The organism is Carboxylicivirga sp. (assembly GCF_982718395.1).
This window is the reverse complement of the sequence record NZ_CEXQWX010000002.1, coordinates 1-26044: the sequence shown is the minus strand read 5'-3', so window position 1 is coordinate 26044 and position 26044 is coordinate 1. Positions and strand designations below refer to the sequence as shown.

The following is a 26044-nucleotide window of genomic DNA, read 5'->3' as shown; positions in this document are numbered from 1 at the left end:
TAAAACAAATGAAAATGAAATATTTACTATTGTTATTATTGTTCGTTTCAATTATCGGACAAGCTCAAAGCCCTGATAAATTCAGCTATCAGGCTGTAATTCGTGACAGTTATGCTGAATTGGTCAGCAACCAAAGTGTGGGTATCCGAATTAGTATTCTTCAGGGAACAACAGATGGAGCTGAAGTATTTGAGCAAACTCAGGTTACTACTACTAATACTAATGGTTTAATAAGTCTTGAAATTGGCTCCGACGAAAATGATTTTTCAGGCATAGACTGGACTGCCGGACCATTCTTTATCAAAACAGAGACTGATATTTACGGAGGTACAGATTATACCATTACGAGCATCACCCAACTCTTAAGTGTGCCTTTTGCCTTGCACGCACAAAGCGTTGAAAGTTATGATGAAACAGATCCTGATTTTAACACCTGGGATAAAAGTACTGGTATTCAGATTACCGAAGAACAGATAGTTGATTTGCAGGACTATATCACAACAGAGGAGGATGGAGATGCAAGCAATGAGATTCAGAATTTGGATGAAGTATTAAGCGAAAGCAACGATGGTGGAGCTCAGCAAATTAAAAATATTGCAGACCCTACAGATGATCAGGATGTTGCAACAAAAGCCTATGTAGATGTGCTCATTCTTCAACTGGGTGACCCGTCTAAATTATTAAATGCAGGTTATACCATTCAGGAATTACTGAATGCTGGTCATACTGTGTTAGAACTTATTGATGAAGGCATTTCATATAGCGACATGTTGGCAGATGGATTAACAGTTAGTGATTTGCTGGATAACGGGGTCTCATCGTCAGATTTAATTGGAACGTATTATCAAGGAGGTATCATCTTTTATGTCAATTCAAATGACGGTACCGGTTTGGTATGTGCCATAAGTGATCAGGGTAATACAAAAATAAAAAAATGTGATGGTGATGTTATCACAGGTGCTGACGGTACAGCTATTGGAACCGGTTACGACAATACCTTAGCCCTGGAAGCCTCTTGTGCAGAAGAAAATACCATTGCCAAATGGTGTACCGAACTGGAAATTGATGGATACACCGATTGGTACCTGCCTGCTAAAGACGAACTAAACAGAATGTATAATAATAAAGAGGAAATTGAAGAAACGGCATTAAGTCTTGGAGGTACTGCCTTTCAGGATCTCTACTTTACTTCAACTGTCTTTAGCAGCATACACTTATGGGTACAATATTTTACCGACGGATTTCAATCCGATTACAGTGAATCAAGAGGTTACGAAAATCACTATGTAAGAGCCATTAGGGCGTTTTAATGATTTAAATATTAAGGTAATATCCCTTGGTATTCAAAAAGAAATTTTGTGAATGTAAATAACAGTACGTCATGGGAATCAGCTCTCCTCCTTTCCAAGGAGGAGTACGTCCACGCAGTGGAGGGGAGGTGGTTCTATTCAATTTATATCATAAAAGTTTATAAAAGAGTAAAACTATATGAATTGGGATGAAACGTTTAATGGTTTTAGAATTGAGACCAACAAAACCACCTCCCCTCGTTTTCAACGAGGTACTCCTCCTTTTAAAGGAGGAGAGCTGATTCCCGTCTTGTAAAGCGTTACAAACGATCGGTTTATCTCATTCATAACACAACTAAGAAAAATAAAAACTCTAATCGATAAAAAATAACCAATGATGAAACTTCAAAAACAGTTAAAACTACTAGTCTTGCTGGTAATATCGCTTTTAATAGCGAAAGTATCAGAAGCACAGACCAGGAGTGGTTCCATTAACTTGTACTCCGATGCAGGTAGCTACATGCTCATGAACCATGAGGGTAGCAACGAAGAACTTCAGGTTCTTGATGGCGCATGTACCATTGAGATGTGGGTGAAAAATATGGAGCAAGGTGATTTTAACCTTTTCAGGTTCACCAGTCAGTCCGAAAATGAGAATAACATTAATAAGTTCTCTCTCTCTTATGAATCAGACAGCGAATTTGTATTACAGATTAAGCGTAAGCGAAGTGGGAATTGGCGAGGCGACCAAAAGTTTTATTTCAACAGTCTGGCTCAAACAACCTCCTTTTATCAAAGCTGGCATCACGTAGCATTAACCTACAATAACAATAAGGTGGCAAAGCTTTATATCGATGGAGAATTAATGCAAACCATTACCGATGCTGATTTAGGAGGGAGCGACTATAGTAGCCTTTTCTCAAGTTACAAAAACTATGATGGAGACAGTTTTATTGGCGGTAAATCGGCCACCTCAGATGCTTATGGTCGTTTTTATGTAGGAGAAGTGCGCTTATGGAAAAATGTAGCTTTAAGCGATGATGTTATCGCAGAATACTACGATAATGAGGTAAACAGTGAGCATCCTCAGTTTACCAACTTAAAGTATTATTATCACGGTACCGATGAATATGCTTACGGTGATGATTTTAAATTTGGTGATTGTGCCAATACCTACGATGGACAGCAGTCTGAATCATCGGTAAGGATATCAACAGATTCAGGCAATACGCCACCGGTACGTCCACCGCATATGGACGACACTCTTTTAGGAATAAATTTCACCGCTTCCAGTTGTGATACCGGACAGATAACTCTTGATTGGGAAGACTTTCATAATTCAGGAACCTATTTGGATTGTGGAGTTACCGACAACCGGGTTGTACATTATGCGCTCTTCCGTGACCAGTATGCCGGAGGAACGGCCATTCATACAGGAACCATATCTGAATACGTTGACGAAGAGGTAACAGGTGGACAAGAACACATTTACCGTTTATATACTTATTGGGACATTGACGGTATTACTTATTACTCCGACAAATTCTTACAATTAACCGCACATGCAGCTAGTGTTTACGCTGCACCATCAGATATTACAGCTACTTCCGATAATTGCGACGGCACCATTACCATTGATTGGGAAACGAACGATTCCCCACCATACTGGCAATTGGAGCGATCAATAAATGGTTCAGACTTTAGTGTAGTAAGTTCAACTATTGATACTACATTTTATACAGAAGAAGAAGGCGATATTAATTCCGGTTTTACCTATTACTACAAAGTAAAAGCTTATGGAGTAGATAGTAATGGGTGTGATGTTGTTTCAAGCTACTCAAGTCAGGCAGAAGGTTTTTCTGCAGATATACCTGCAGCACCCTACTCTGTAACTGCAACGGCGGATTCCGAAGCAGGTACAATTACCATCGATTGGGAAGAGCCTGCCTATAACATTGCAGATTCGTGGATTGTGGAACGCAAAGAGAGTGGTTCATCAACCTGGACTGAAATATATAATGGTACAGACTATACATTTACTCAAAGTGGTTCAGACATAGAGGCCTGTGTTGTTTATCAATACAGGGTTGGGGCACAAAATACATGTACAAGTGGTATATACTACGAAACAAAAACAGCCAATATCAGTTATGCAGAACTAGATAATAAGATAACAGACCTTACTGCCTCCAAAGGATATTATGGCGATGGTGTTCAGCTGGAATGGGAAATTGATGGTACTTCAAGTATTATTGAAACTTATGTACTGGAACGAACCATTGCCGGTAATAACGAGTATTCTACCATTGCCACCTTTGATAAGGATTTGGTTTACCGCGATTATACCGCTTTAAGTAACACCTTATACGAATACAGGATTCAGGCTACAGCAAGTTGTAACGATACAACTGTTTATACCAATGACAAGAGCGATGTTGGTTTTAGAGCACCATACGGTATAGCCAATGGTCATGTAGAATATGAAGGAGGAAATGCCGTAGAAGGGGTAAAACTTACAGTTGAACCTAAGGATGGTATAAAAGGAGGCAGTTTGTATTTCGATGGCTATCTTGATTATATTATAGTAGATGAAGGCATTGATATTTCATACTCTTCATTCTGCATCGAAGCCTGGACCAAACGAGAAGAAATGGGAGAAGGTGATATGCTATTCGGAATGGCAATGATGAATGGCTCATCGGATTTAGAAATTGGTTATCAGACCAATGATTACTTCAAGTTTGGTTTTGGAGGTGACAGTGAAGTATACGGACCTGTAACCAGTACCGAATGGATTCACTGGGCTTGTGTGTCTGATATCGAGAATGATAGCTTAAAAATTTATATGAATGGAGAGCTGGTTCTGTCAAAAAAGTATAACAAGACTTTTACTAAAGTAAAGGAATTTTATATTGGAAGTGCTTCCGTTAAAGGCATAGAATTAAAAGGTTATCTGGATGAAATACGTGTTTGGGATGTGGCGCGCACAGCCGATGAAATTGCAGATAATTATACGCGCGTGTTAAATGGTGATGAAGATGGTTTAGTGGCTTACTGGCGATGCGATGAAGGCTTTGGAAGTAACATTTACGATGCTTCATACAGTGGTGAAACCTACAACAAACACGATGGTTATTTCTATGGAGATCTCGTATTTTCGGATGTAACACCTTCTGACGATGAGTTAGGAATATATACAACAACCGATGAAAATGGAGATTACAGCATTGAATACATCCCATATTCCGGAAGTGGCGAAATATTTAAAATAACGCCTAGCAACGGACAACATCAGTTTTCACCGGGAACACGTTCTGTATATATTGGCGATGGGGCACAAACCATAAACAGCCTCGACTTCACAGATATTTCATCCTTTAGTGTGAGTGGTACAGTTACTTACGAAAACAGTACCTATCCGGTAGAAGGCGTATCCGTACTGGTAGATGGCGTTCAGGCAGTAGGAAGTGATAATAGTCCGGTACGCACCGATTCTGATGGTAAATTTACCATTGATGTGCCTATCGGTTATCATTATATATCCGTAGAAAAAGAAGGGCACACCTTCTCCGAAGGCTACTTTCCTTCTTTAACAGAGTATGGCGATATTGATACCTACGAATTTATCGAAGACAAAAGTAATTTAGAGTTCACCGATAATACAACCGTTAAAGTATTGGGCCGTGTGGTAGGAGGTACTACCGAAGGAGATAAAGAGATTGGTTTTGGCTTATCGACCAACAATATTGGTGTGGCCGAAATACAATTCAAAATTCAACAAGATGGATACGATCTGGATGAAACAGATGATGATATTTACAATATTATTTCAACAGAAACAGATCCTTATACCGGAGAGTATGAAGTATATTTAATTCCGGAAACATGGAGTATCTTAAAAGTAGGTAGCGACAGCTATAGCCTTGATGTAAACGATCTGCCGGATGTTGATTTAGAGTACAGTTATACCACAACTACACTCATCGACAGTACCTTAGTAGAAGATATAGATGGCGATTATTACGAAGTAGATACAGCATGGTACAATCACAAGTTAAATTACATTATTCGTGAACCGGCTCAAATTACAGTAACAGATATTGATGGTTTAACCTTTGATGGAGATTCCCTTCTTGTTTATACAGACCAGTCCGACGGAGTAAACGATACCATTAACTTAAACGAAACAGATCCGTTCGACTACCCGTGTTTAACCATGGGAAAACAATACGACCTAAAAGTATTTGTGTACGAAGAATACATCAACCTTGATCATCCGGATGGAGAAGTATCTGATCTGGTACCCGTATCAGATGCAGAAATTACCATTGCCAACGACCTTATGATTAACCCGGTTGGCGAAACAGGTACAACTGACGATAACGGAGAGTTTTCTTATTCGTTTATTGCAGGTTCACCCAATGTATCGTACGATGGAGATGAATCTTTCTTAAAAAGTCTGGAGATATATGCAACCACTGCCGGCGAAACAAGCATGTGGGGAGAAGATGCATTTAAAGCTTATGTGTTAGGAGCTTTACCAATAGAGGGAACCGACTTTATTACCTATGGTCCCGAATTAGTTGAAATGGTATTACGCGATCCTCCGGGAAGCAACAGTTATGCCTATGTCGAAAAAGGTTCCAAATACACCAAAACGCTTGGGTGGTCAATGAACGACAATAGCTCCAGCTCTTTAGATAAAACCTTTAGCTGCGGTCTTAAAACCGGTTTAGGAGGAGGGTTGACAGGCCCTATGATTACCACAGAAATTGGTATGGATTACGAGCTGGGTATACAAACCACCAGGTATTACGATACAGAAGGTAATTATACCGAAACAAGAGAATTTACCAAGCGCATAGAAACCAGTTCAGATCCGGAAGATGTAGGAAGTGATGCCGATGTATACATTGGTAAAGCTTACAATGCATACATGACCGAGTCCAAAAACTTAAAATTACTAACAAAAACCTATTGCGATTCGGTAGGTATTACAGAGTATTATCCAAGCGATGGAAGCAGCGAAATTGTATTAGGGGTTCTGGATGGAATAGTAATGGATGAAGGTAGCACTGCAACTTATTTTATGTATTCGCAAAAGCACATTGTGTATGAGTTGATACCGGAGCTTTACGAGGTGCGCGATCACCTGTTGGCCAATAGTGAAAACTATACATCTCATTTTAGTTACGATCATAAATACTATGGCTTAAATAACGATGACAATAGTTTAGATCAGGCAAAACAGGATTCATTGGCTAAGTATGGAACTTACGATACCGAGAATTTCAGTTATACATTCCATGGTGATCCGTATTACGAAATGGATTCCATTCAGTTCTTAAACGACCAGATAACTAACTGGATGAATGCCATTGCCATAAACGAAGCAGATAAGGTAGAAGCCGAATTGGTGCAAAACCTGTCTATAGATGGTTCAACAGGAGCATATACCGAAACCAATACACAAAGCTTTGATTCCGGTCTGAATACGGAAAACTCCCGTAATTTCAGATTTTATTGGAATCCCGAATTCATTAGTATAATTGGTAGGGACGGATACTCAGGAAGCTCTTCATTTACCCTGAATAAAAACATATCGGAGAGTACGAATAAGGAATTAGAGAACTCGGTAACCTTTGGATATGTTATAGATGAACGCGACGAAGGCGATTATTACAGCATCGATGTAAAAAAACAAGATGGAGTAGCGCTCTTCAACGAAAACAGCTTTTCAGATAAAGTGCCGGATGAAGATAAGTTAAACAATTATTCTCTTGCCGAAGGATTATACGATGGTGGCGGAGGAGCTACCAAAACAGTTGCTTATGTCGCGTCTAAAGCATGTCTGGGTAAATCAAATTACTTCGCATCAGCAGCTTCTTTTACTGTGGATTTAGGTATGTTTATTTACGAGATGGTGGATATTGGTAAAAATAAATCGAAGACTTTTAAAGAGATGGACTCCAATAATGAATGGGATATTACCGGTTTCGATATTTCAAGCCCTATATTTACAGTAAGAGGAGGGCAAAGCCGTTGTCCGTATGAGGGAGCAGAATACTCCAGTTTCTATTTAGATAGTACAACCACCAATAATGAAGCATATAGCTTAAACATTGCCACATTAAAACGCGAGGTACCGGTAATTGATGTAGAGCAATCATTAATTACAGATGTGCCCGAAGGTGAAACAGCCGATTTCGTGCTCAAATTAGGTAACGAAAGTGAATCGAATACCGATATATGGTACGAATTAAGTATAGATGAATCTACCAATCCGGACGGTGCTGTATTATTAATTGATGGTGTATCGCCTGAAAAACAGTTCCTGGTACCTGCATGGGAAACACTTACCAAAACACTTACCCTGGGCAAAGGACAGGATGAGGTGTTTGAGTACGACAGTATTGGTGTAATCTTACATTCAGCTTGTCAGTTCGACCCTTCTGATGTGCAGGCCGATATTGCAGATACCGTTTATATTTCGGCTCACTTTCAGCCCGAATGTACAAGTGTAGACATAGAGAGTATGCAGGACAACTGGATACTGAACTACGATGATAATGAAACGATGAATGTAACTTTAACAGATTACGATGTTAATCACAGTACACTGGATATGTTAGAGTTTCAGTACAAAACGCTTACCGGAAACTCATCAGGTGTAATGGCTTATTTTGCTTCTGATACAACCGACTCATACAATGCTTATACAGGCACTAAGGCTTTAATCGACGGTCAGGGGGAATTAAACTTTAACTGGGATGTTTCTTCATTAAGCGATCGCGAATATATGATCAGGGCACGTTCTGTTTGTACCGACGGTTCAGAATACGAAAGCGATTGGTACACCGGATTAATTGATTCAAAACCACCAAAGGTTTTCGGTACACCGGAGCCGGGCGATGGAATTCTGGAGCCGGGCGAAGATATTTCTATCCGTTTCGATGAGTCCCTGGAAACGGGAATTATCAACGAGAATAACTTTAGCATAACAGGCGTATTAAACGGAAGCGACATCAGTCATAATACCAGCTTACATTTTGATGGATCGGATGATTATGCATCTGTAAATAGCGGTATTGTTTTAACCGATAAATCATTCACCATCGAATTCTGGCTACGCAGAGATATGCAAAGCGATTATGTAATTATTGCGCAGGGAGAAAGCTTTGATACCAACATGGAAATAGGTATCGATAGTAGCGACGAATTTTACATTACTGTAGATGGAGAAACATTCAGTGGTGATCCATCCGTAGCCTATACAACTGAATATCCATGGAATAGCTGGCACCATTATGCAGTAGCATATAACCATAGTGGTCAGACATTAAAACTGTATGTGGATGATCAATTGATTCTATCAGAAGAAGATACGCATTTCGATTATGGGGCCACAGGTGCATTCGTGATAGGTAAAAGCACAGCATTTCCCGGAAATACTTTAGCAGGTAATATGCACGAGCTCCGTATTTGGGACGATGAGCGCTCATTTGGTGAGCTGTACAGCAATATGTCCATCAGCCTTTCGGGAGATGAAGCAGGAATTTACCGCTTGTGGGAAATGAACGAAGGAACAGGCTCTGTTATAGCCGATAAAGTTCGCAACCAGGTAATGGACGTGGCAGCAGAATGGGCCATTGAGCCTTCCGGAACAGCAGTTGCTTTAAATGGAACTAATCAATACCTGGAACTTAGCGGAACGAACACTGTTATTGATGCGGAAACAGATTTTACCATGGAGTTCTGGTTTAAAGGCCAGACACCAACAGAAAATGCCACGCTCATTTCAAACGGAAAAGGAGATGGTATAGAATATCAGGAAGAAGGCCTGGACACTTCCACCGAATACTGTATGAGTTTAACTGCTCAAATTGACGGAAGCATAGTGCTCAATAGTAATGGAGCTGTGTTTGAAGCAGTCTCAAACAACTACTTCGATAACAACTGGCACCACTTTGCATTGGTAATCGACCGTAATGCAAATACCAGTGCATATGTGGATGGCGATTTACAAAACTCCATTGACAGCGATGGAATAGCAGAATTTGCAGGCGCTAAGATCTTTGTCGGTGCCAGAGGCTATCAAACCGATCCGGCTACCTATGCTTACGATCAGTATTTTGCAGGTTATATGGATGAAATCCGCTTCTGGAATACAGCACGTACCACAGATCAGTTAGAGCTGTATTATAACGCTAAGTTGAGTGGTGATGAGGTTGGTTTAACAGGCTATTATCCATTTGAATACTACGAGTTAAACATGGGCTCATACGACTTAACCGAAACCTGGGATGACCAGTGGATTAATCCGTATGGTGATAACAACGGAAGTGCAACTGCCGTTAATGGAGCCGGGTTAAGCTCTGAAGCAGCCGAAACAAAAGATGCCCGTCCTGTTCAAAACGTTGCTTTTGATTATGTGGTAAACGATGATGAAATTATTCTTACCCCAACAGAATCATCAGCAAAACTCGAAAATGTGGTATTAGAGATAAGTGTGATGGATGTTTACGACTTAAACGGGAACCGTTTACTGTCGCCCAAAAACTGGACAGCCTACATGGATCAAAACCAGGTAGTTTGGGATGAAGATTCAAAAGAGCTGGAGAAGGAACTTTACGATGCTTTAAGTTTTACAACCACCATTGTAAACCTTGGAGGTACATCTGAAGAATATGAAATAAGCAACCTTCCCGGTTGGTTAAGTGCCTCAACCACCAGTGGAGTAATTGAGCCTAATGAAGAATTAGAGATTACTTTCGATGTCAACGAGGCCACAAATCTGGGAGAATATGAACAAAGCATTTATTTAACTACCGATTTTGGGTATAACGAGCCCCTTAATATTCAGCTTCGTGTTTACGAACCGGAACCTGAGTGGGATGTTACCCCGGCTGATTACGAATATTCAATGATGGTAGTGGGGCAGTTAATCATCGGAGGAGAATATTCTGCTGATGAATACGATAAAATTGCAGCCTTTGCAGGAGATGAATGCCGCGGAGTAGCCAATGTACAGTATACCGCTTCGCGCGATGCTTATTATGTATTCCTGACAGCTTATAGTAACTCCCTGACAGAAGACTTTACCTATAAAGTATGGGATGCCAGCTCAGGGGAAATATATACAGATGTAGCGCCTGAACTAAGCTTTGAATCCAATAAAATATCAGGTTCAATAAGCAGGCCTACGGAATTTGAGTGTGGTTACTTACTCAGTAGTTCCGTTGAGCTAAATAAAGGCTGGACATGGGTTTCATTTAACCGTACCATGGAAAGTTACAGCGATATCAATACTTTATTCGAAGACTTAACAGTAGAAGATGGTAACATCATTAAAACCAAAACTGCCTATGCGGTATATGATTCAGGATTTGATTTCTGGTTAAGCAGCGGTTTAGTAACCGAAGCCGGCTATATGTATAAAGTCAACCTGTCTGCAGCTAACACACTTGAGTATGAAGGACAGTTTATTGATGCTGATGAATTCCCGGTTACCATTAGCTCAGGATGGAACCGTATAGGTTATGTACCTCAGTCCAATATTGAAATCAATCAGGCTTTAGCCGGTTACCAGGCTGTTGAAGGAGATGTATTTAAAGCCCAAACCAGGTTTGCTTTATATGATGGAAGCGAATGGTTAGGCTCACTATCGTACTTACAGCCGGGCGAAGGATACATGCTTTGGTCGCAGACCACAGAAAATGTTGAATTCTATTATCCAAATAAGAGCACTTTAGAAACACTTAAAAGTGGTGTTATAGAAGAGCAGTTAATCTCTTACTTTAATGGAAGTAATGTTAACCCGTTCAGTTACCCGGGAGCAGTAAGTATTACCGCCCGAATTAATGCAAGTGGACTTGAGGAAGATGCATTAATAGGAGCATTTATAGATAATGAACTTCGTGGAGTAGGTAAACTGAATAAGCAAAGAGTTGACCTGGCTGATTATACTATGCTTACCGCATTTGGAGATGAAAGCGACAACGGAAGCGAATTGAAATTTGCTTTACTATCCGATGGCGAAGTACAAGAACTAACCGGTAGTACTACCTTTATCAATGATGACTTTAAAGGAACATTAAATTCACCGGTAGAATTATACCTTGATGAATTATATGCAGGCAATCTTGATTTAAAAGTATATCCAAATCCGTTTAATTCAGATATATATGTAAGCTTTAACCTCAACAAGGAAAGTAAGGTAACCATTGAACTTTACAACCTGATGGGTACAAAAGTAATGAGAACAGACACTCAGCTTTTAGAGCATGGCTCTCATACCATTCATCAGAATGTTGAAGAACTCCCAACCGGAGTATATTTTATAACAGTAAAAATTAACGATAAGGTATACCAACAAAAACTGGTTAAGTCTATCAAGTAATTTAATGCGACCTAACAGATATTTAGTCTGTTAGGTCGTTATTACTATTTTAAAATTGCATTGTAATATGCATAAGCCAGAATTGAAAATAGACGCAGTCTTCAAAAGCCAGGTTGTGTTCGAAAGACTAAAATAGCTCAAAATATAACGCTTAGGTATCACCCCGGCGGGGTGACATGTTTATAGAAATATTACGAGGACATAAAACGACTCCAGAGGAGTCGAATATCAATAACTATTATATTAAATGTATGACTCCTCTGGAGTCAATTAGCCTGTTATTGAACTATTTCTATAAATATGTGATACCTCTGGTATCATTCAAACTGTAATTATAGCCTATAAATATCTTTTCGAATACTTAAGGATTTATAACCCCGGGAATTGTATGCGACGAAATACAATTATATATCGCAAATAACAACGCAATTAAAAATCTATAGTCTAATTAATTTTTCAAAACCATGAAACATATTTACATGAAACAATTTTCGGTATTCACCATACTCTCCATTCTATTTCTCATAGGAAGCAATGCATCAGCAACATGCACAGTGGACCCTAACGACTTTGAATATTCAATGACCATAACAGGAGAATTACTCATTGATGGCGAATTATCCACCGACGTTAATGATATGGTATATGCCTATGTAGACGGTGAGTGTCGAGGCTCAGCCCAGGTAATGCACATCTCCCAGGTAGATGTATATATTGTAATGCTAACTGTTTTTAGCAATCAGTTAAGTGGTGAAAACCTTGAATTCAAAATTATGGATAATTCCATCACTACATTATTAGACTGCTCCAACGAACTCACTTTTACAGCAGACAACAACCTGGGAACGCCAAGCAACCCTTATCAGATTGCCTATAGCACAGCAACAGAAATAGATGATGCATTAGAAGTTAATGCTATAAACCTATTCCCAAACCCAACAACAGGAGTTGTAAATATTCAATTCAAATCAATATTATCAGGCACAGTAAATATTATCAGCACATCCGGTCAGGTAGTTGAGAGCCATATGATAAGAGAAAGTTCGATGAAGCTGAATCTATTCCACTTACCCAAAGGAATATATTTGGTTCAAATAGTTTCAGGAGAAAGTACCTATACAACTAAAGTAATGATTGAATAACAATAGGTTATAGTGTGTGTGTAATAAAATACCGAAAGTTGGTAATTGATGTAGATCAAGTACATAAATTCAGTTTGTTCAGAGCTGGAATTACGCTATTATTTATATTTTTTTGGAAGTAAGAACAGATTTAGATCATATTCATTTTCTTATCTAATCGGGAACCAGATTATAGTGTTACAAAAGAAATTGCAGAAGCCGGAATTGTACTTCCGGCTTCTGCAAAAATGACCCGCACCAGACTTTGAAAAAAACGGAATGTACCTGAATAAATACATTTATACGATTTTATCGTCCACATTTACCTACATTATATCCATCTTACTATCAGTCATATATAATTCTGTAACCCCTTTGTAACCCTCAGTTTATTTCATCTTTTTATTTTCAGAATTATACTTGCACCGGATTTAATCTGAACCTTAAAATAAAAGTTTTCGGGTAGTGAGTTTCTCATTTGAATAAAATCTGCCCCGTTTCGTAGAATATAAAAGGGTAAAGCTTGAATTGATTAGTTTAAAATTTTGGTACTGTGTTATTTAGCAGTATAAATTAAAAGAAGGAAACTTTAGTAACAGTTTAAGTTTTATAAAAGATTGATTGTTAATGCATTGCAAAAAAGAATATGATATTTATTATAAAACATTAGTTATAAGCGCCTTGTAAGTCAAACCAATAACCAATGACTAATGACCATTGGCTATTGACTAAAAAAATTAATAACCTCACAAATAACAATTATGAAACAACAACTACAATTAAAAGGTGTAATTATGCTCATTGCATCTTTATTACAATTTAGCCTGTTTAGTAATGCACAAACTCCAATAGAAGATAAATGGAGTACAGCGTTTTTTGAAAACTCAGGTTTTGCAGGAGAAGATATTCACAGTATACAGTTCTTTAATGATGAACTGTACATCTGTGGTAACTGGGGAAGTATTAATGGAGATGAAAAACTGAACTACTTAGCCAAATGGAATGGCAGTGACTGGGAAGCCATTGGCAGCGATTTAAACGGGGAAGTATATGATATGATTATTACCGAAGATTCCATTATAGCCTGTGGAGCATTCACTCAGGCAGGAGGTGACCCGGCAGCCGATTATTTAGCCGTTTATAGTTTCGAAACCCAAACCTGGAAAGCACTTATCGATGCCTATAATGATGGCTACAGCGATATATATGCACCAGTTTACTCCATGATACTGAACGAAGACAAACTTTATATCGGAGGAGCATTTGATGGCGTGGGTGAAATAGGGGAGACTTCATACATAGCAGTGTGGGATTTTACCGGTCAATCATGGTCAGGCTTAAGTAGCGGTGAAGAACCGGATGGACTGGTATCAAGTATGGCGCTCCTAAATGATAAAATATATGTAGGAGGAAGCTTTAGCTATATTGGAACTTTATCCACTGGAGGCTTTGCATCCTACGACCTTACAGATAATAGCTGGGCTTCGTATGGAGCAGTAAATGGTATAGTAAACGTAGTTAAATCATACGGTACAAATATATATTTAGGAGGAGACTTTGAAGATATCAGTGAAGAAGAATATACACTGTTGGTAAGCTTTGATCCATTAAGCCAAACTTTTGCCAATCTGGGAATGAGCGGCGATATTGTAAATGATGATTCAGGAGTGGCAGATATTGCTTTTTACGATGACCATATATATGCAGCAGGAGGCTGTTACTTTAACGGAAATATAGCCTTTGGAATATTCGATGGAGAAAGCTGGAGTGGTATTGGATCATCCATTTTTGATGATGAAGGCAGTTATGGCTATGCCATTGCTTTGGATGAAACAGGAAACATATATGTGGCCAGCGACTTAAGTTCAGGTGAAACAAATGGTTTTAATTACTTCGGTAAATTTGATGGAGCCAATTGGACAAGCATCATAAATACCAACGGAAAAGGCTTAAGTAGTGACGTAGAAGCCATTGTAAAATACGATGGAGATTATTATGTAGGTGGAAACTTTAGCCATATAGGAGGCGATTCAGATATGGCCTATATAGCACGTTATGATGGTAGCCAATGGTATATTATTGGAGGCACTCCACTTAATGGTAAAGTAGAAGGAATTATTTTTATCAATGATGTGATGTACATTCACGGAGACTTCACAAACGCCGGAGGCGATGCATTCGCAGATGGTCTGGCCTATTGGAACGGTAATGACTGGAGCGCAGTTGGTGGAATTCAAAACAGTACGATTAATGATTTTGCCACAGATGGAACCAAGCTTTATATAGCAGGTAATTTCTTGGACTGGGCAGGTATTGCAGAAGCAGACAATGTGGCCGTTTGGGATGGAGTTAACTGGAGTGCTTTAAATGATCAGCCCATTAGTGTAACCCTGATGGAATCCATAGCTGTAGATGGTTCAGATATTTACCTGGGAGGATGGTTTACTGATGCCGCAGGAAATACAGGTTTTAACAATATTGTAAAATGGAACGGCGTTTCCTACGAAGCAGTAGGCGATTTAAGTGCCATCAACCACAGAGTAAGAGATATTGCGGTAAAAGGAGACAGCGTATTGATTGCAGGATCATTTACAAATGTGGCCGGAAATACAGATATTGACAGGGTGGCCCTATGGGATGGAACAAGCTGGACTGGTCCGGGAGTGGAATTAGCAGGAACTATCCTGACTGTTTGTATCGATAATGATGATCTTTATTTTGGAGGAACTTCTGACGATCATATCTACCTGTGGAATGCCGAAGGAACAAATGCCATCGGATCAGGATTAGACAATGAGGTTTATACCCTTTTAGTTGACGAATCTGCACTGTGGGTTGGAGGTAACTTTAAGTCCAACAACAATGGAGTGCCAATGAGCTCAATTTCTACATATAACTTAGCAGATATCACAATTTCAGGTGATTATGATTTAACTTCAACATATGGAGAAGAATCAGATAAACATACCATTAGTATTAGTGCAACCCGCTTTTATAAAGATCTTGAAGTTTTTGTCAATGAAGGATTAGAGTTATATTATGACGGTGAATATGTTTCGTTTAATAAATATTTTTATCCTGTAAATAGCACTATTACAGAAACCGTTAAAGTATCTGCAGCAGATTACTCGCATGCCGGAAGTTTTACAAGTGTATTAAGCATCCGGTCAGATGAAGAAGATTATTCAATAGACTTAAACGTTACAGTTAATAAAGCCGACCTTTTTATAACAGCCGAAGATAAACAAATGAACCAGGGAGAAACAGTTCCTGAATTAACCATGACCTACGAAGGATTTGTAGATGGTGAGGACGAATCAGTAATAGATGTATTACCATCCATTGCTACTACAGCAACATCATTAAGTGCAGCAGGAACATACCCCATTACCCTTTTGGGAGGAAATGATAATAATTACAATCTGCAACTCACAGGAGGATCTTTGGAAGTTCTATTGGCAACAAGCATGAGCACAGGAACAGTTGGTAATATCTCCATATATCCAAATCCGGCAAACGATTATTTAGTTGTAAATACAGATCAAACAGCCCAGGTAAGCATATACGGACTTACAGGTCAATTACAACAATCAGGCTATACAAATCAAAGCCTGGATATAAGCAATTTAAGCAAAGGAATTTACCTGGTTCAGATTAAAGGAATACAACAAATATTTAAAATTACAAAGCGATAATAATTTGTGAGGTTTATAGGCAGAGGGCATTAACATAGAGCAAAGCATGTTTCTGTTTCTCTGCCTGTAACATAACACCTTTCTAACTGGTCCGTTCAACCCTTCTTTCTTCTCCTTTTATAACACGAAGTAAACACAAAGTACTTTCACAAAGTAACGCAAAGATATAATTCGTAATTCTTAATTGAGAATTCCTTTTTTACCATTTCACCCTTTTGCCTGTTCCCTTCTTCCTTCTGCCTTTTTTCTGTTCCCTTCGAATAAAACCTAACCCGTTTCGTAGAATATACAAGGGTAAACTTTGAATGGATTGGTTTAAAGTTATAGCATAGTGTTATTTAGCATCATAAACTAAAAACCACTTAATCATGTCTGTAAATAAGTTTGGCATCAATACAATTCAAAAAAGTATCCTTGCGATAATTCTACTTTGGGCAGGAACCAACTTAGTTTTGGCGCAGGACGAATTTATCACAACCTGGAAAACGGATAACACAGGAACATCCAGTTCAACCGAAATTACAATTCCTACCAACAGTAGCTATACTTACAACTATGACGTTGATTGGGACAATGACGGCACTTTTGATGAGTTTGGCTTAACAGGTGATATAACCCATGACTTTGGAACTGCAGATACTTACACCATTCGTATTCAGGGAACTTTTCCGGGTATTTATTTCAATCATGGAGGAGATAAAGAAAAAATCCTGTCGATAGAAAACTGGGGGAATATTACTTGGTTATCAATGGATTATTCTTTTTTTGGATGTTCAAATTTGGTTATTAATGCCACAGATGCTCCCGATATTACCGGTGTTACAAGTATGATAAAAACATTTCGTAAATGTACAAGTCTATCCAATGAAGATTTAAGCGGCTGGAACGTTAGTAACGTAACTTCAATGCATTACTTGTTTAGCGGATCAACTTTCAACGGAAATATTTCTACATGGAATGTAAGCAGTGTATCAGATTTTACTTATTGTTTTTACCAAAATACCGTTTTTAATTCGGATATAAGCTCATGGGATGTTTCCGGTGCCACAGACATTTCCAGTATGTTTAGAGGTGCTTCTGAATTTAACCAGGATATTAGCAACTGGGATATTTCTAATACAACATCACTGGAAGGAACATTTCAAGAAGCAAAGGCATTTAATCAGGATCTTTCAGGCTGGAATACAGCTTCTGTAACAGACATGAGGCGAACATTCGATGATGCACAACTTTTTAATTCGGATATAAGCGCATGGGATGTATCTGCTGTAAAAAATATGGCATATATATTTAGGAGTGCTTATGTTTTTAATCAGGACATTAGCAACTGGGATATTTCTAATGTAGGCTCATTAGAAGGAGCATTTAAAGATGCGAGGGCATTTGATCAGGATCTTTCAGGCTGGAATACAGCCTCTGTAACAGACATGACACAAACCTTTTTAGATGCACACCTTTTTAATTCGGATATAAGTGCATGGGATGTTTCAGGCGTTACAACAATGCTGCATATGTTTAAAGATGCCTATTCATTTGATCAGGATTTGGGTAATTGGGATATCTCCAATCTTACCAATGCTACGTCCATGTTCGATAACTCAGGATTATCTAAGCAAAACTATGATCTAATATTGAATGGCTGGGGGGCACAAAATGTCCAGACCGGAATAACATTTACCGGTTCACCGTCAGGATATTGTCATGGAGAAAGCTATCGCGATACACTTATAAATACTTACGGATGGATCATTTCAGATGGAGGCCAGGCATGTACTTCAACAGACTACTTAACAACAACCTGGAAGACTGATAATTCGGGACATTCGAATAGCACTAGTATATTTATAAAAACCTTTAATTCATATTCTTACAATTATGATGTAGACTGGGATAATGACGGTGTTTTTGATGAATTCGGGATTACTGGAAGTGTTTATCATGATTTTGGAGTAGCAGGAACGTATAGTATTAATATCAGAGGAACTTTTCCTGGTATGTATTTCAACGACCAAGCTGATAAGAACAAATTAATCTCAATAGATAATTGGGGTTCTATTGTATGGGAGAGCATGGAAAGTTCTTTTTATGGATGTGAAAATTTGACTATTAATGCCGCAGATGCTCCGGATATTACTAATGTCACAAGTATGCAGGAAACATTCCGTTATTGTACAAGCTTATCCAATGATGATTTAAGCGCATGGAATGTCAGTAATGTTACTACAATGAGTCATTTGTTTTACAAATCAACCTTCAATGGTAATATTTCTACCTGGGATGTAAGTTCTGTTACAAATCTAATTTACACTTTTGGACTTGCTTCAAATTTCGATCAGGATTTGGGTAATTGGGACATCACCAGCGTTACCGATGCAAATGGAATGTTTTATGAATCAGGCTTGTCTACTCAAAATTATGATCAAATATTGATAGGCTGGGGGGCACAAAATGTCAAATCCGGTATATCATTTTCCGGTTCAAGTTCGGGATATTGTCATGGAAATAATTATCGCAGTATACTTAAAAATACCTATGGATGGACTATATTTGATGGTGGTCGTACATGTTCCTCGGAAAACTACTTTATAACTACCTGGCAAACTGATAACACCGGAACTTCCGGAGATACTGAAATTACAATTCCTACCCATTCAGAATACACCTATTTATATGATATAGATTGGGATAATGATGGTGTTTTTGATGAAACAGGAATTACGGGAGATGTAACCCATGATTTTGGAATAGCAGGCACGTATACTATTCAAATACGAGGAGATTTTCCTGCAATTACTTTTGCAGAAGATGGCAATTGTTTAAAGCTAATTTCAATTGATCAATGGGGTACTATTACATGGCAAAGTATGGATGAAGCCTATAGTGGTTGTGAAAATATGATATGTAATGCTATAGACGCACCCGATTTATCGGAAATAAGCAGTCTGAACAGTATGTTTTCTGAAACAACTTCATTAACAGGTGATTTCTCATCCTGGGATGTCAGTTCCATTACGGATTTTTCATATATGTTTAACAATTCATCCTTTAATGGAGATATTTCTCTTTGGGATTTGACTAGTGCCATCAACTTAACCGGTATGTTTTCAAGATCATCGTTTAATGGAGATATTTCACAATGGGATGTAAGCAATGTAACTAATTTAACATCGGTTTTTTATGAGTGTAATACATTCAACCAGGATTTAGGAAGTTGGGATGTTTCAAATGTAACCAAAATGTATTATACATTTTATAAAGCTACATCCTTTGATCAGGATCTTGGAAACTGGGATGTCTCATCCTTAACCAATGCAAGTAATATGCTGAATGGTGTGACACTTTCAACCGCTAATTACGATTCCTTACTAATCGGTTGGGGGGCACAAAATGTCCAGCCAAATGTTAAATTTCATGCAGGTAACAGTAATTATTGCGCAGGTGCTGCCTATCGTGATACACTAATTCTGAATAATGGATGGACAATTACTGACGGAAGTCTGGAAACTGAAGCCCCGGTACCGGATGAAGTAACATTGGATGATATTACTGCTGAATGCGAGGTTACAAGTTTAACAGCTCCAACAGCTACTAATTGTGTGGGTACAATAAACGGAACACATGATGTTTCTTTGCCAATTACAACACAAGGTATAACTGTTGTAACCTGGACCTATGATGATGGAAATGGCAATACAAGTACTCAAACTCAAAATGTAGTAATAGAAGATGTTACAAGTCCTACTATTATTTGCCCGGATGACCAGGTGATAAGTGCCAATAATGGAACATCTTATTTAGTGGAAGAAGGAGAGTTTGAGCTAATTAGTTTTGACGATAATTGTTCACAGGTAAGCTACTATAATGATTTTAATTATGAATCAGGTTTAAATGGAGCTGAATTACCATTGGGTGAGAACTATATAACCTGGACAATTGAAGATGGAGCAGGAAATACATCAACATGTAGTCATAAAGTTACCGTAAGTGTTGTTACCGGTTTAGATGAAAACTCTCAACTGGAAGGTGTGATTGTTTATCCAAATCCGGCTAAAGATGTGATATACATTAAAGGAGTAAAGGCATCATCAACCAATAAAATATCATTAAGCATTCTAAACATTACGGGTATACCTGTAATGCAGGTAGATCATTTCAACGGAGAGCCTGTTCATATATCTTCATTATCCACCGGTATATATATAATACAAATTAAGGAAGGGGATCATATTTCCTCATTCCGAATTATTAAGAAATAGTTGTAACAACCTTAAATTTAATCCATTGCTCAAGTAACATTTCTCCTTTAGCCCTTTGTTGAAGGAGGGATGCTAAAATAAAAGATACAAAATAAATGGTGGTGAAGTAGTTGTGGCAAATAAACTAATAAACAACTTAATTTGGAAATCGCCTTGCCATAACCGGTAAGGCGATTTTTATGCTGCCTGTGCCCTGCTAATGTGAATAAAGGGTTGGAAAAGGCATTAATATATCTCATCTTCAGTGCTTTACCATCTTTTTATCATGTATCGCTAGGTTTCCACCCTGCGCTGTTATGTATTGGCCTTACAGGCCAGATTGATTCGGTCTGTTTGATAGAGTGTAAGGATCGTACCTTTATTTGCGTTATGGTTATAAAGATACGATCCGTATATGCGAACTGTATAAAGAATCACTATATTTTATCTGCCTCTTTACAAGCTCCGGGCATTTCGCCTCTGCTGCCTTTATCATCTGTAGCAGTTCCATCAATTCGGCTATACCAGTCCTTTGTCAGGTTGGATGGTTGCGAATCATGCGTTTGCTTTTGCCAATTATGAAGTACTTTTTTAAGCTGCTTTTCTGCCTTTTTGTATTTTTCCCGGCCACTGAGATTCGTTATCTGCAATGAGTCGGACGGGATATGATACAATTCCACCTCAGGCTGAATGCTTTGATAAACCCTCCCCTGAAGTTCGCTCAGGGTGCCGTTTTCAAAGCCGGCTTTTAAAGACTGCCCTGCTCCCCCATCCAGTGCATCCTTTGGTCCGATCATATTCTGACCTGGCAACCCGTTTTCGATATACAACAGGTCTTTTGAGCGTACCATTCGTTCATAGGCTTTGTAATCGTGCCAGTTATGTTCTGCAAACACATAGTCCCTGAAATTCTTGTCAGGAGATTGAAGCAGTTTTTTAAAGCTCATTCCCTGAAATGTTTTACCAACCTTACATCCGGCTAACTCCAGAATGGTTGGTGCTATATCAATAACACTAAGTAAACTATTCGAAACCAGTTCTTTTTGCGGCATTTCACCCGGATAATGTACCACGAAAGGGGTTTTTATACCACTGTCGTAAAACCGTGTTTTATCACGCGGAAACGGTCGCCCGTTATCTGCCATTACAATGATAAAGGTATTGTCAAGGATTTTCTGTTTTTCCAGCTCTTTAACCACCTGCCCCACATAATAATCAAAGCGGGTTACTTCGTTGTAATAGCAAACCAAATCTTCACGTGTCTGCTTATCATCTACTATATAAGGAGGAACAATTACATCCTCAGTCTGATAGCGTTTTGTAAAAATCTCATCGTCCCAGGTACGGTGTGCATCGTGGGCGGCAAACCACATAAAAAACGGCTTGTCTGCCGGACGTTGTTGCAGGTATTTAACCCACATTTCTGCACCACTCGGGCCTCCCCCATCTTTGCCACTTCCACCAGAACGATCAAAAGCTTTTAGTGCAACTCCGCTTGGTTTAACCGGTTCGTTACCAAAATGCCATTTACCTGCCTGAGCTGTGTAATAACCATTATCCTTTAGCACTTGTGGAAATACAACCTGTCCTTCCGGTATTGGAGAGTGCAATTCGCAAGCTCCGGTATTATGCGGATAACGACCGGTAATAATACTCGTTCGGCTCGGGCTGCATGAACTGGCTGTTAGAAATGTATTATCGAAACGTATGCCATTGGCAGCTAACCGATTGATATTAGGTGTTTGCATTACAGGATGACCATAGCAGCCAATATCCTCCTGTGAAATATCGTCAGCAATTAAAATTATAAAATTGGGTTTATCCTTAATTTGTGCCGTATTATTGAATAAGGTCAGTAATAACAACACACATACTATTAAAATTCTACTCATTATTTGTTGATTTAAAAATACTGAGGTAAAGTAAATTACCTTTTCCGGTGTCCGTTTGCTCGTTTGTACCCAATTATTGACAATATCAATTCAGGCTCCCTCCTGTTTTATTTTTTAAGGAAGAGGGCATTTAACGGTAAAACATTCACTTTATCGCCAACTTCCTCTCCGGTATTGTATTGAGGATGTGTGATGCCTTTAATCTTTCTGAAGCTTTTGTGTTTTGCCAGTTTTCGTAAATCAAACGTTGCTTCTTCAAAAGAAGGGTTGACCAGAACAATTCCATTCTCAAACTCACGAGCCAATAGTGCAGGTGCATAGCGAATACTAAAATCACTTAGTTTAACCGGTTGCCTGCCTTCAAAGGATAGTTTGATAGCATTAAGCTGACCGGCGCACTGACGATAGTAAAAAGTTTGTGTATGAACATCTTTACCAAAAAAGGCAATTTGCTCATTGTAGCGTTTGTTGTTGGCCCTATTTTTCTCATAAACAGGTAACCCTTTTACATGCGCATGCATAATGCGGGGAATAAGCTCTGGGTATCCGTCCAGTCCGCCTAAAGCCTGCACGTCCATATAAAAAGTTACATCTTTTTGGGTTTCCTGCAGTGGCAGCTTAGTGATTTCTATATTGGCATTCTTAAATGCTTTGCCAGGAGTGATGATTAGTGAACCATCCTTGATTTCAACCTTACAGTTTTCTGTTTTAATATTGTTGAGTAAGGATTCATTTATTGATAAATCAGTTCCTGCTTCACTAAGAGCCAGTTGCTTCATTTCACCAATGGGTTGCCCCAGCCAGTTCGGAACTTTTTCTTTACCGGCATTCAGCTCATCCATGTCATTGTTAACAGTTGCTCCCAGTTCCATGCAGCAAACGGTTCCAAGGTACAAACGTCGCAGGTTATCACTGTTTTTCTGGTCGGCTGCGTTACGCTGTTTATCAACAATATAGTTTAGCTGAGGATAAATGGTATTGTGTTGGTTCCAGTATGAAAACACGTTAATGGTTTTTGAAAAGCCGCGGTAGGCATCATTGTGTTCCACTAATCCCTCCGACTCAATACCGTTAAACAAGCCTATTCCGCGCTGGTTGTTGATACCATATCCATCGCCGGTAATCATCACTTCATCACCTAAGGTTGATCTGAGTTTTTTCATAAATTCATAGGTCCCTTTTTGCCAGTCATTAACTCCCTCTATAAATCCGCCATCAGGCTTTCCATCGTTGTTGCTGTCTACTTTATTGCTTCGTGGCAGCCACTGTAATACATCGAAGGCAATGCCATCAAAGAACTCCAGGTCTCCGCCTTCTGAAATCAGCTCGACCAACTCATCATGCATGATATCAAGTGCCGTTTTACCATTCGCATCTTTTGGACAATGCACCGAACAATTATAGTCGAACAGTCCTTCATTACCCAAACGGGTAGACATTGGAGCGACATAGGCTCCATGCGGAAACGAACGTGATTTGGAAAGACACTTACCGCGCTCAACCTGCAAAGTGTTATCATCTTTGATTTCAATCAGCTTCACGTACTCATATCTATCCCACATTCGCTTACCGTTCTCATCCAGCTCAACAATCAACAGGATAGGATAAAAGAAGCTGCCCGGCTTATACTTTAACTGGCCGGGAAACTCTTCATCTTTATAGGCAAAATGAGCTCCGAAGGGTCTGGTCGATGCAACTGTAATAAGCTTTTGTCTGCTTGTTATTTCCTGCTTCAATTGTGTACCGGGGAATGACAACCAATGACCGGGAAAATAGCGATCACTGCTACCTGGCTGGTCATTACGGTGCTCCCGTGCATCCCAGTGCAGCATCAATAACTTCTCAGGGTGCTGTTTGTGATACTTTTTTGCCCAGGCTTGTAGTCCGGTTATATCACGCGCCATTTCATCATAGTTGACGAACTTTTTATTGACAGCTGAATAGCCTTCCAGAGAATTTTTCCACTCATCATAACCCGAGTATTTTATCTCACGGTATTCTCCTCTGAATGAAATATTAACCGGGTAACCTGTATTGAAAATTTCTTTATCAGCCAGCCTTACTTTTTTCTGTGCATTAAGGCATTGAAATGTCCCCAAAGCAACGAACAGGGTAACTATTAATTTTAAGGATGTATTCATAACCCAATGGATTTAGAAAGCATTTGAATTTAAGGAAAAGAAACCGCTTATAAATGCGGTTTCAATCTTATTACAACGGTTTAATACTTATCGCCTGTCCTCCACCCGGAGCCAGCTTAATATTCAAACCTGAATGACTGTCAACATTCACCTTTGTAATGTTGTAAGCCGTAGGATTAGTGTCCCAATGTGTTTCTTTAGCATCTGCATAAATGGTTGCTTCGTACTTCTGTCCGTCATTAAGGAAATCCAGAGAAACATTAAGTTCTCTCTCTTCCTCGTTGGTGATTGACCCGATATACCATTCTTCTGAATCTTTTGATTTACGGGCAATTGTCAGGTAATCTCCTATTTCGGCATTCAATACTTTTGTATCGTCCCACACTACATCAACATCCTGTAAAAACTGAAAGGCCGGATGTCCGTCATAGTTTTCAGGTAAATCGGGAGACATCTGCATCGGGCTGAATAATACAACATGCAATGCCAACTGCTTAGCCAATGTTGTTTTGACACATGGCCCCGGATTACGCGGATACTTTTTCTTTGGTTTGCGCCAGTTGAATGAGCGATTATCAAGGCTCTCAAATTTAATATCAAAGATACCAGCGTTGTAGTCGATGGGTCCTGCCAATCCTCGTGTAAAAGGTATGGTTACTGTATGTGACGGCGGATTTCCGCTCGACCAGGCTGCAAACTCCATTCCTCTGACTCCTTCTACTGTCATCAGGTTCGGATATGTACGACGAATACCTGTTTGCTTTATTGGCTCGTGGATATCCAGCATAATACCATATTTGGCTGCCATTTCGAGTTGCTTACGGTAATGGCGCACCATCCACTGCCCGTGTTTATATTGCTCGGCAGGAAAAATACTACCTGCATAACCTCCCTTTATTGAACTCAAGCCAAGTTCTTTGATCCATTTAAACGAAGGTTCCATGTACTTTTCGTAGTGGGCTATATTACCAAATGTTTCGTGGTGAATAATCAACTCTACTCCTTTGCTTTGTGCATATTCCACCACCTCTTCGATATCATAATTTACTTCTGCTGCCAGAAAATCAGGAATCTCATTACTCTTGCCTCTTAAGTCCCAGCCTTTGTTCCAACCTTCAACCAAAACACCTTCGATACCAAACTTAGCTGCGGCATCAATTATTTTTTTGGCTTTTTCGGTTACTGCTGCCTGATGCTCACCTACTTCAAAGGTTTCAAAACCCAGGTGCACAGTCCACCATACGCCCATGTACTTCATTGGCTTAATCCATG

Annotated in this window: 8 protein-coding genes; 5 read left to right on the top strand and 3 right to left on the bottom strand. The window is 39.1% G+C overall.

What is annotated here, in order from left to right; translation table 11 throughout:
- The first annotated feature begins 14 nt into the window (after positions 1 to 14).
- The 5 genes from AC4MRQ_RS00720 to AC4MRQ_RS00700 all read left to right on the top strand — a co-directional run bounded on the left by AC4MRQ_RS00720 (position 15) and on the right by AC4MRQ_RS00700 (position 20760).
- Positions 15 to 1310 carry a DUF8740 domain-containing protein gene (locus AC4MRQ_RS00720; protein ID WP_491195711.1) on the top strand — a complete coding sequence of 432 codons (1296 nt, stop codon included), beginning with the start codon at positions 15 to 17 and terminating at the stop codon, positions 1308 to 1310.
- A gap of 373 nt (positions 1311 to 1683) precedes the next feature.
- Entirely contained in the window at positions 1684 to 11688 is a 10005-nt protein-coding gene (locus AC4MRQ_RS00715) for a LamG-like jellyroll fold domain-containing protein (RefSeq protein ID WP_491195710.1), read from the top strand.
- Positions 11689 to 12167: 479 nt separating this feature from the next.
- Positions 12168 to 12830, top strand: coding sequence for a T9SS type A sorting domain-containing protein (locus AC4MRQ_RS00710; RefSeq protein WP_491195709.1), 663 nt, complete (start codon positions 12168 to 12170; stop codon positions 12828 to 12830).
- A gap of 740 nt (positions 12831 to 13570) precedes the next feature.
- Positions 13571 to 16504: an MBG domain-containing protein gene (locus AC4MRQ_RS00705; protein ID WP_491195708.1), complete on the top strand. Its 2934-nt coding sequence runs from the start codon at positions 13571 to 13573 to the stop codon at positions 16502 to 16504.
- 368 nt (positions 16505 to 16872) lie between these two features.
- The gene (locus AC4MRQ_RS00700; protein ID WP_491195707.1) at positions 16873 to 20760 is read left to right on the top strand and encodes a BspA family leucine-rich repeat surface protein; all 3888 of its coding nucleotides are present in this window, start codon (positions 16873 to 16875) and stop codon (positions 20758 to 20760) included.
- A gap of 416 nt (positions 20761 to 21176) precedes the next feature.
- Here the strand turns inward: AC4MRQ_RS00700 and AC4MRQ_RS00695 are convergent, their stop codons facing one another.
- From AC4MRQ_RS00695 to AC4MRQ_RS00685, 3 genes are all read right to left on the bottom strand, one after another.
- Complete coding sequence (locus AC4MRQ_RS00695) at positions 21177 to 22631, bottom strand: sulfatase family protein (RefSeq protein WP_491195706.1); 1455 nt, start codon at positions 22629 to 22631, stop codon at positions 21177 to 21179.
- Between the two features lie 107 nt (positions 22632 to 22738).
- A complete protein-coding gene (locus tag AC4MRQ_RS00690) occupies positions 22739 to 24772 on the bottom strand; it encodes a hypothetical protein (protein WP_491195705.1) in 2034 nt (677 codons plus the stop codon).
- Between the two features lie 70 nt (positions 24773 to 24842).
- Positions 24843 to 26044: glycoside hydrolase family 97 catalytic domain-containing protein (locus AC4MRQ_RS00685; protein WP_491195704.1), on the bottom strand; the 1202-nt coding region annotated here is incomplete at its 5' end.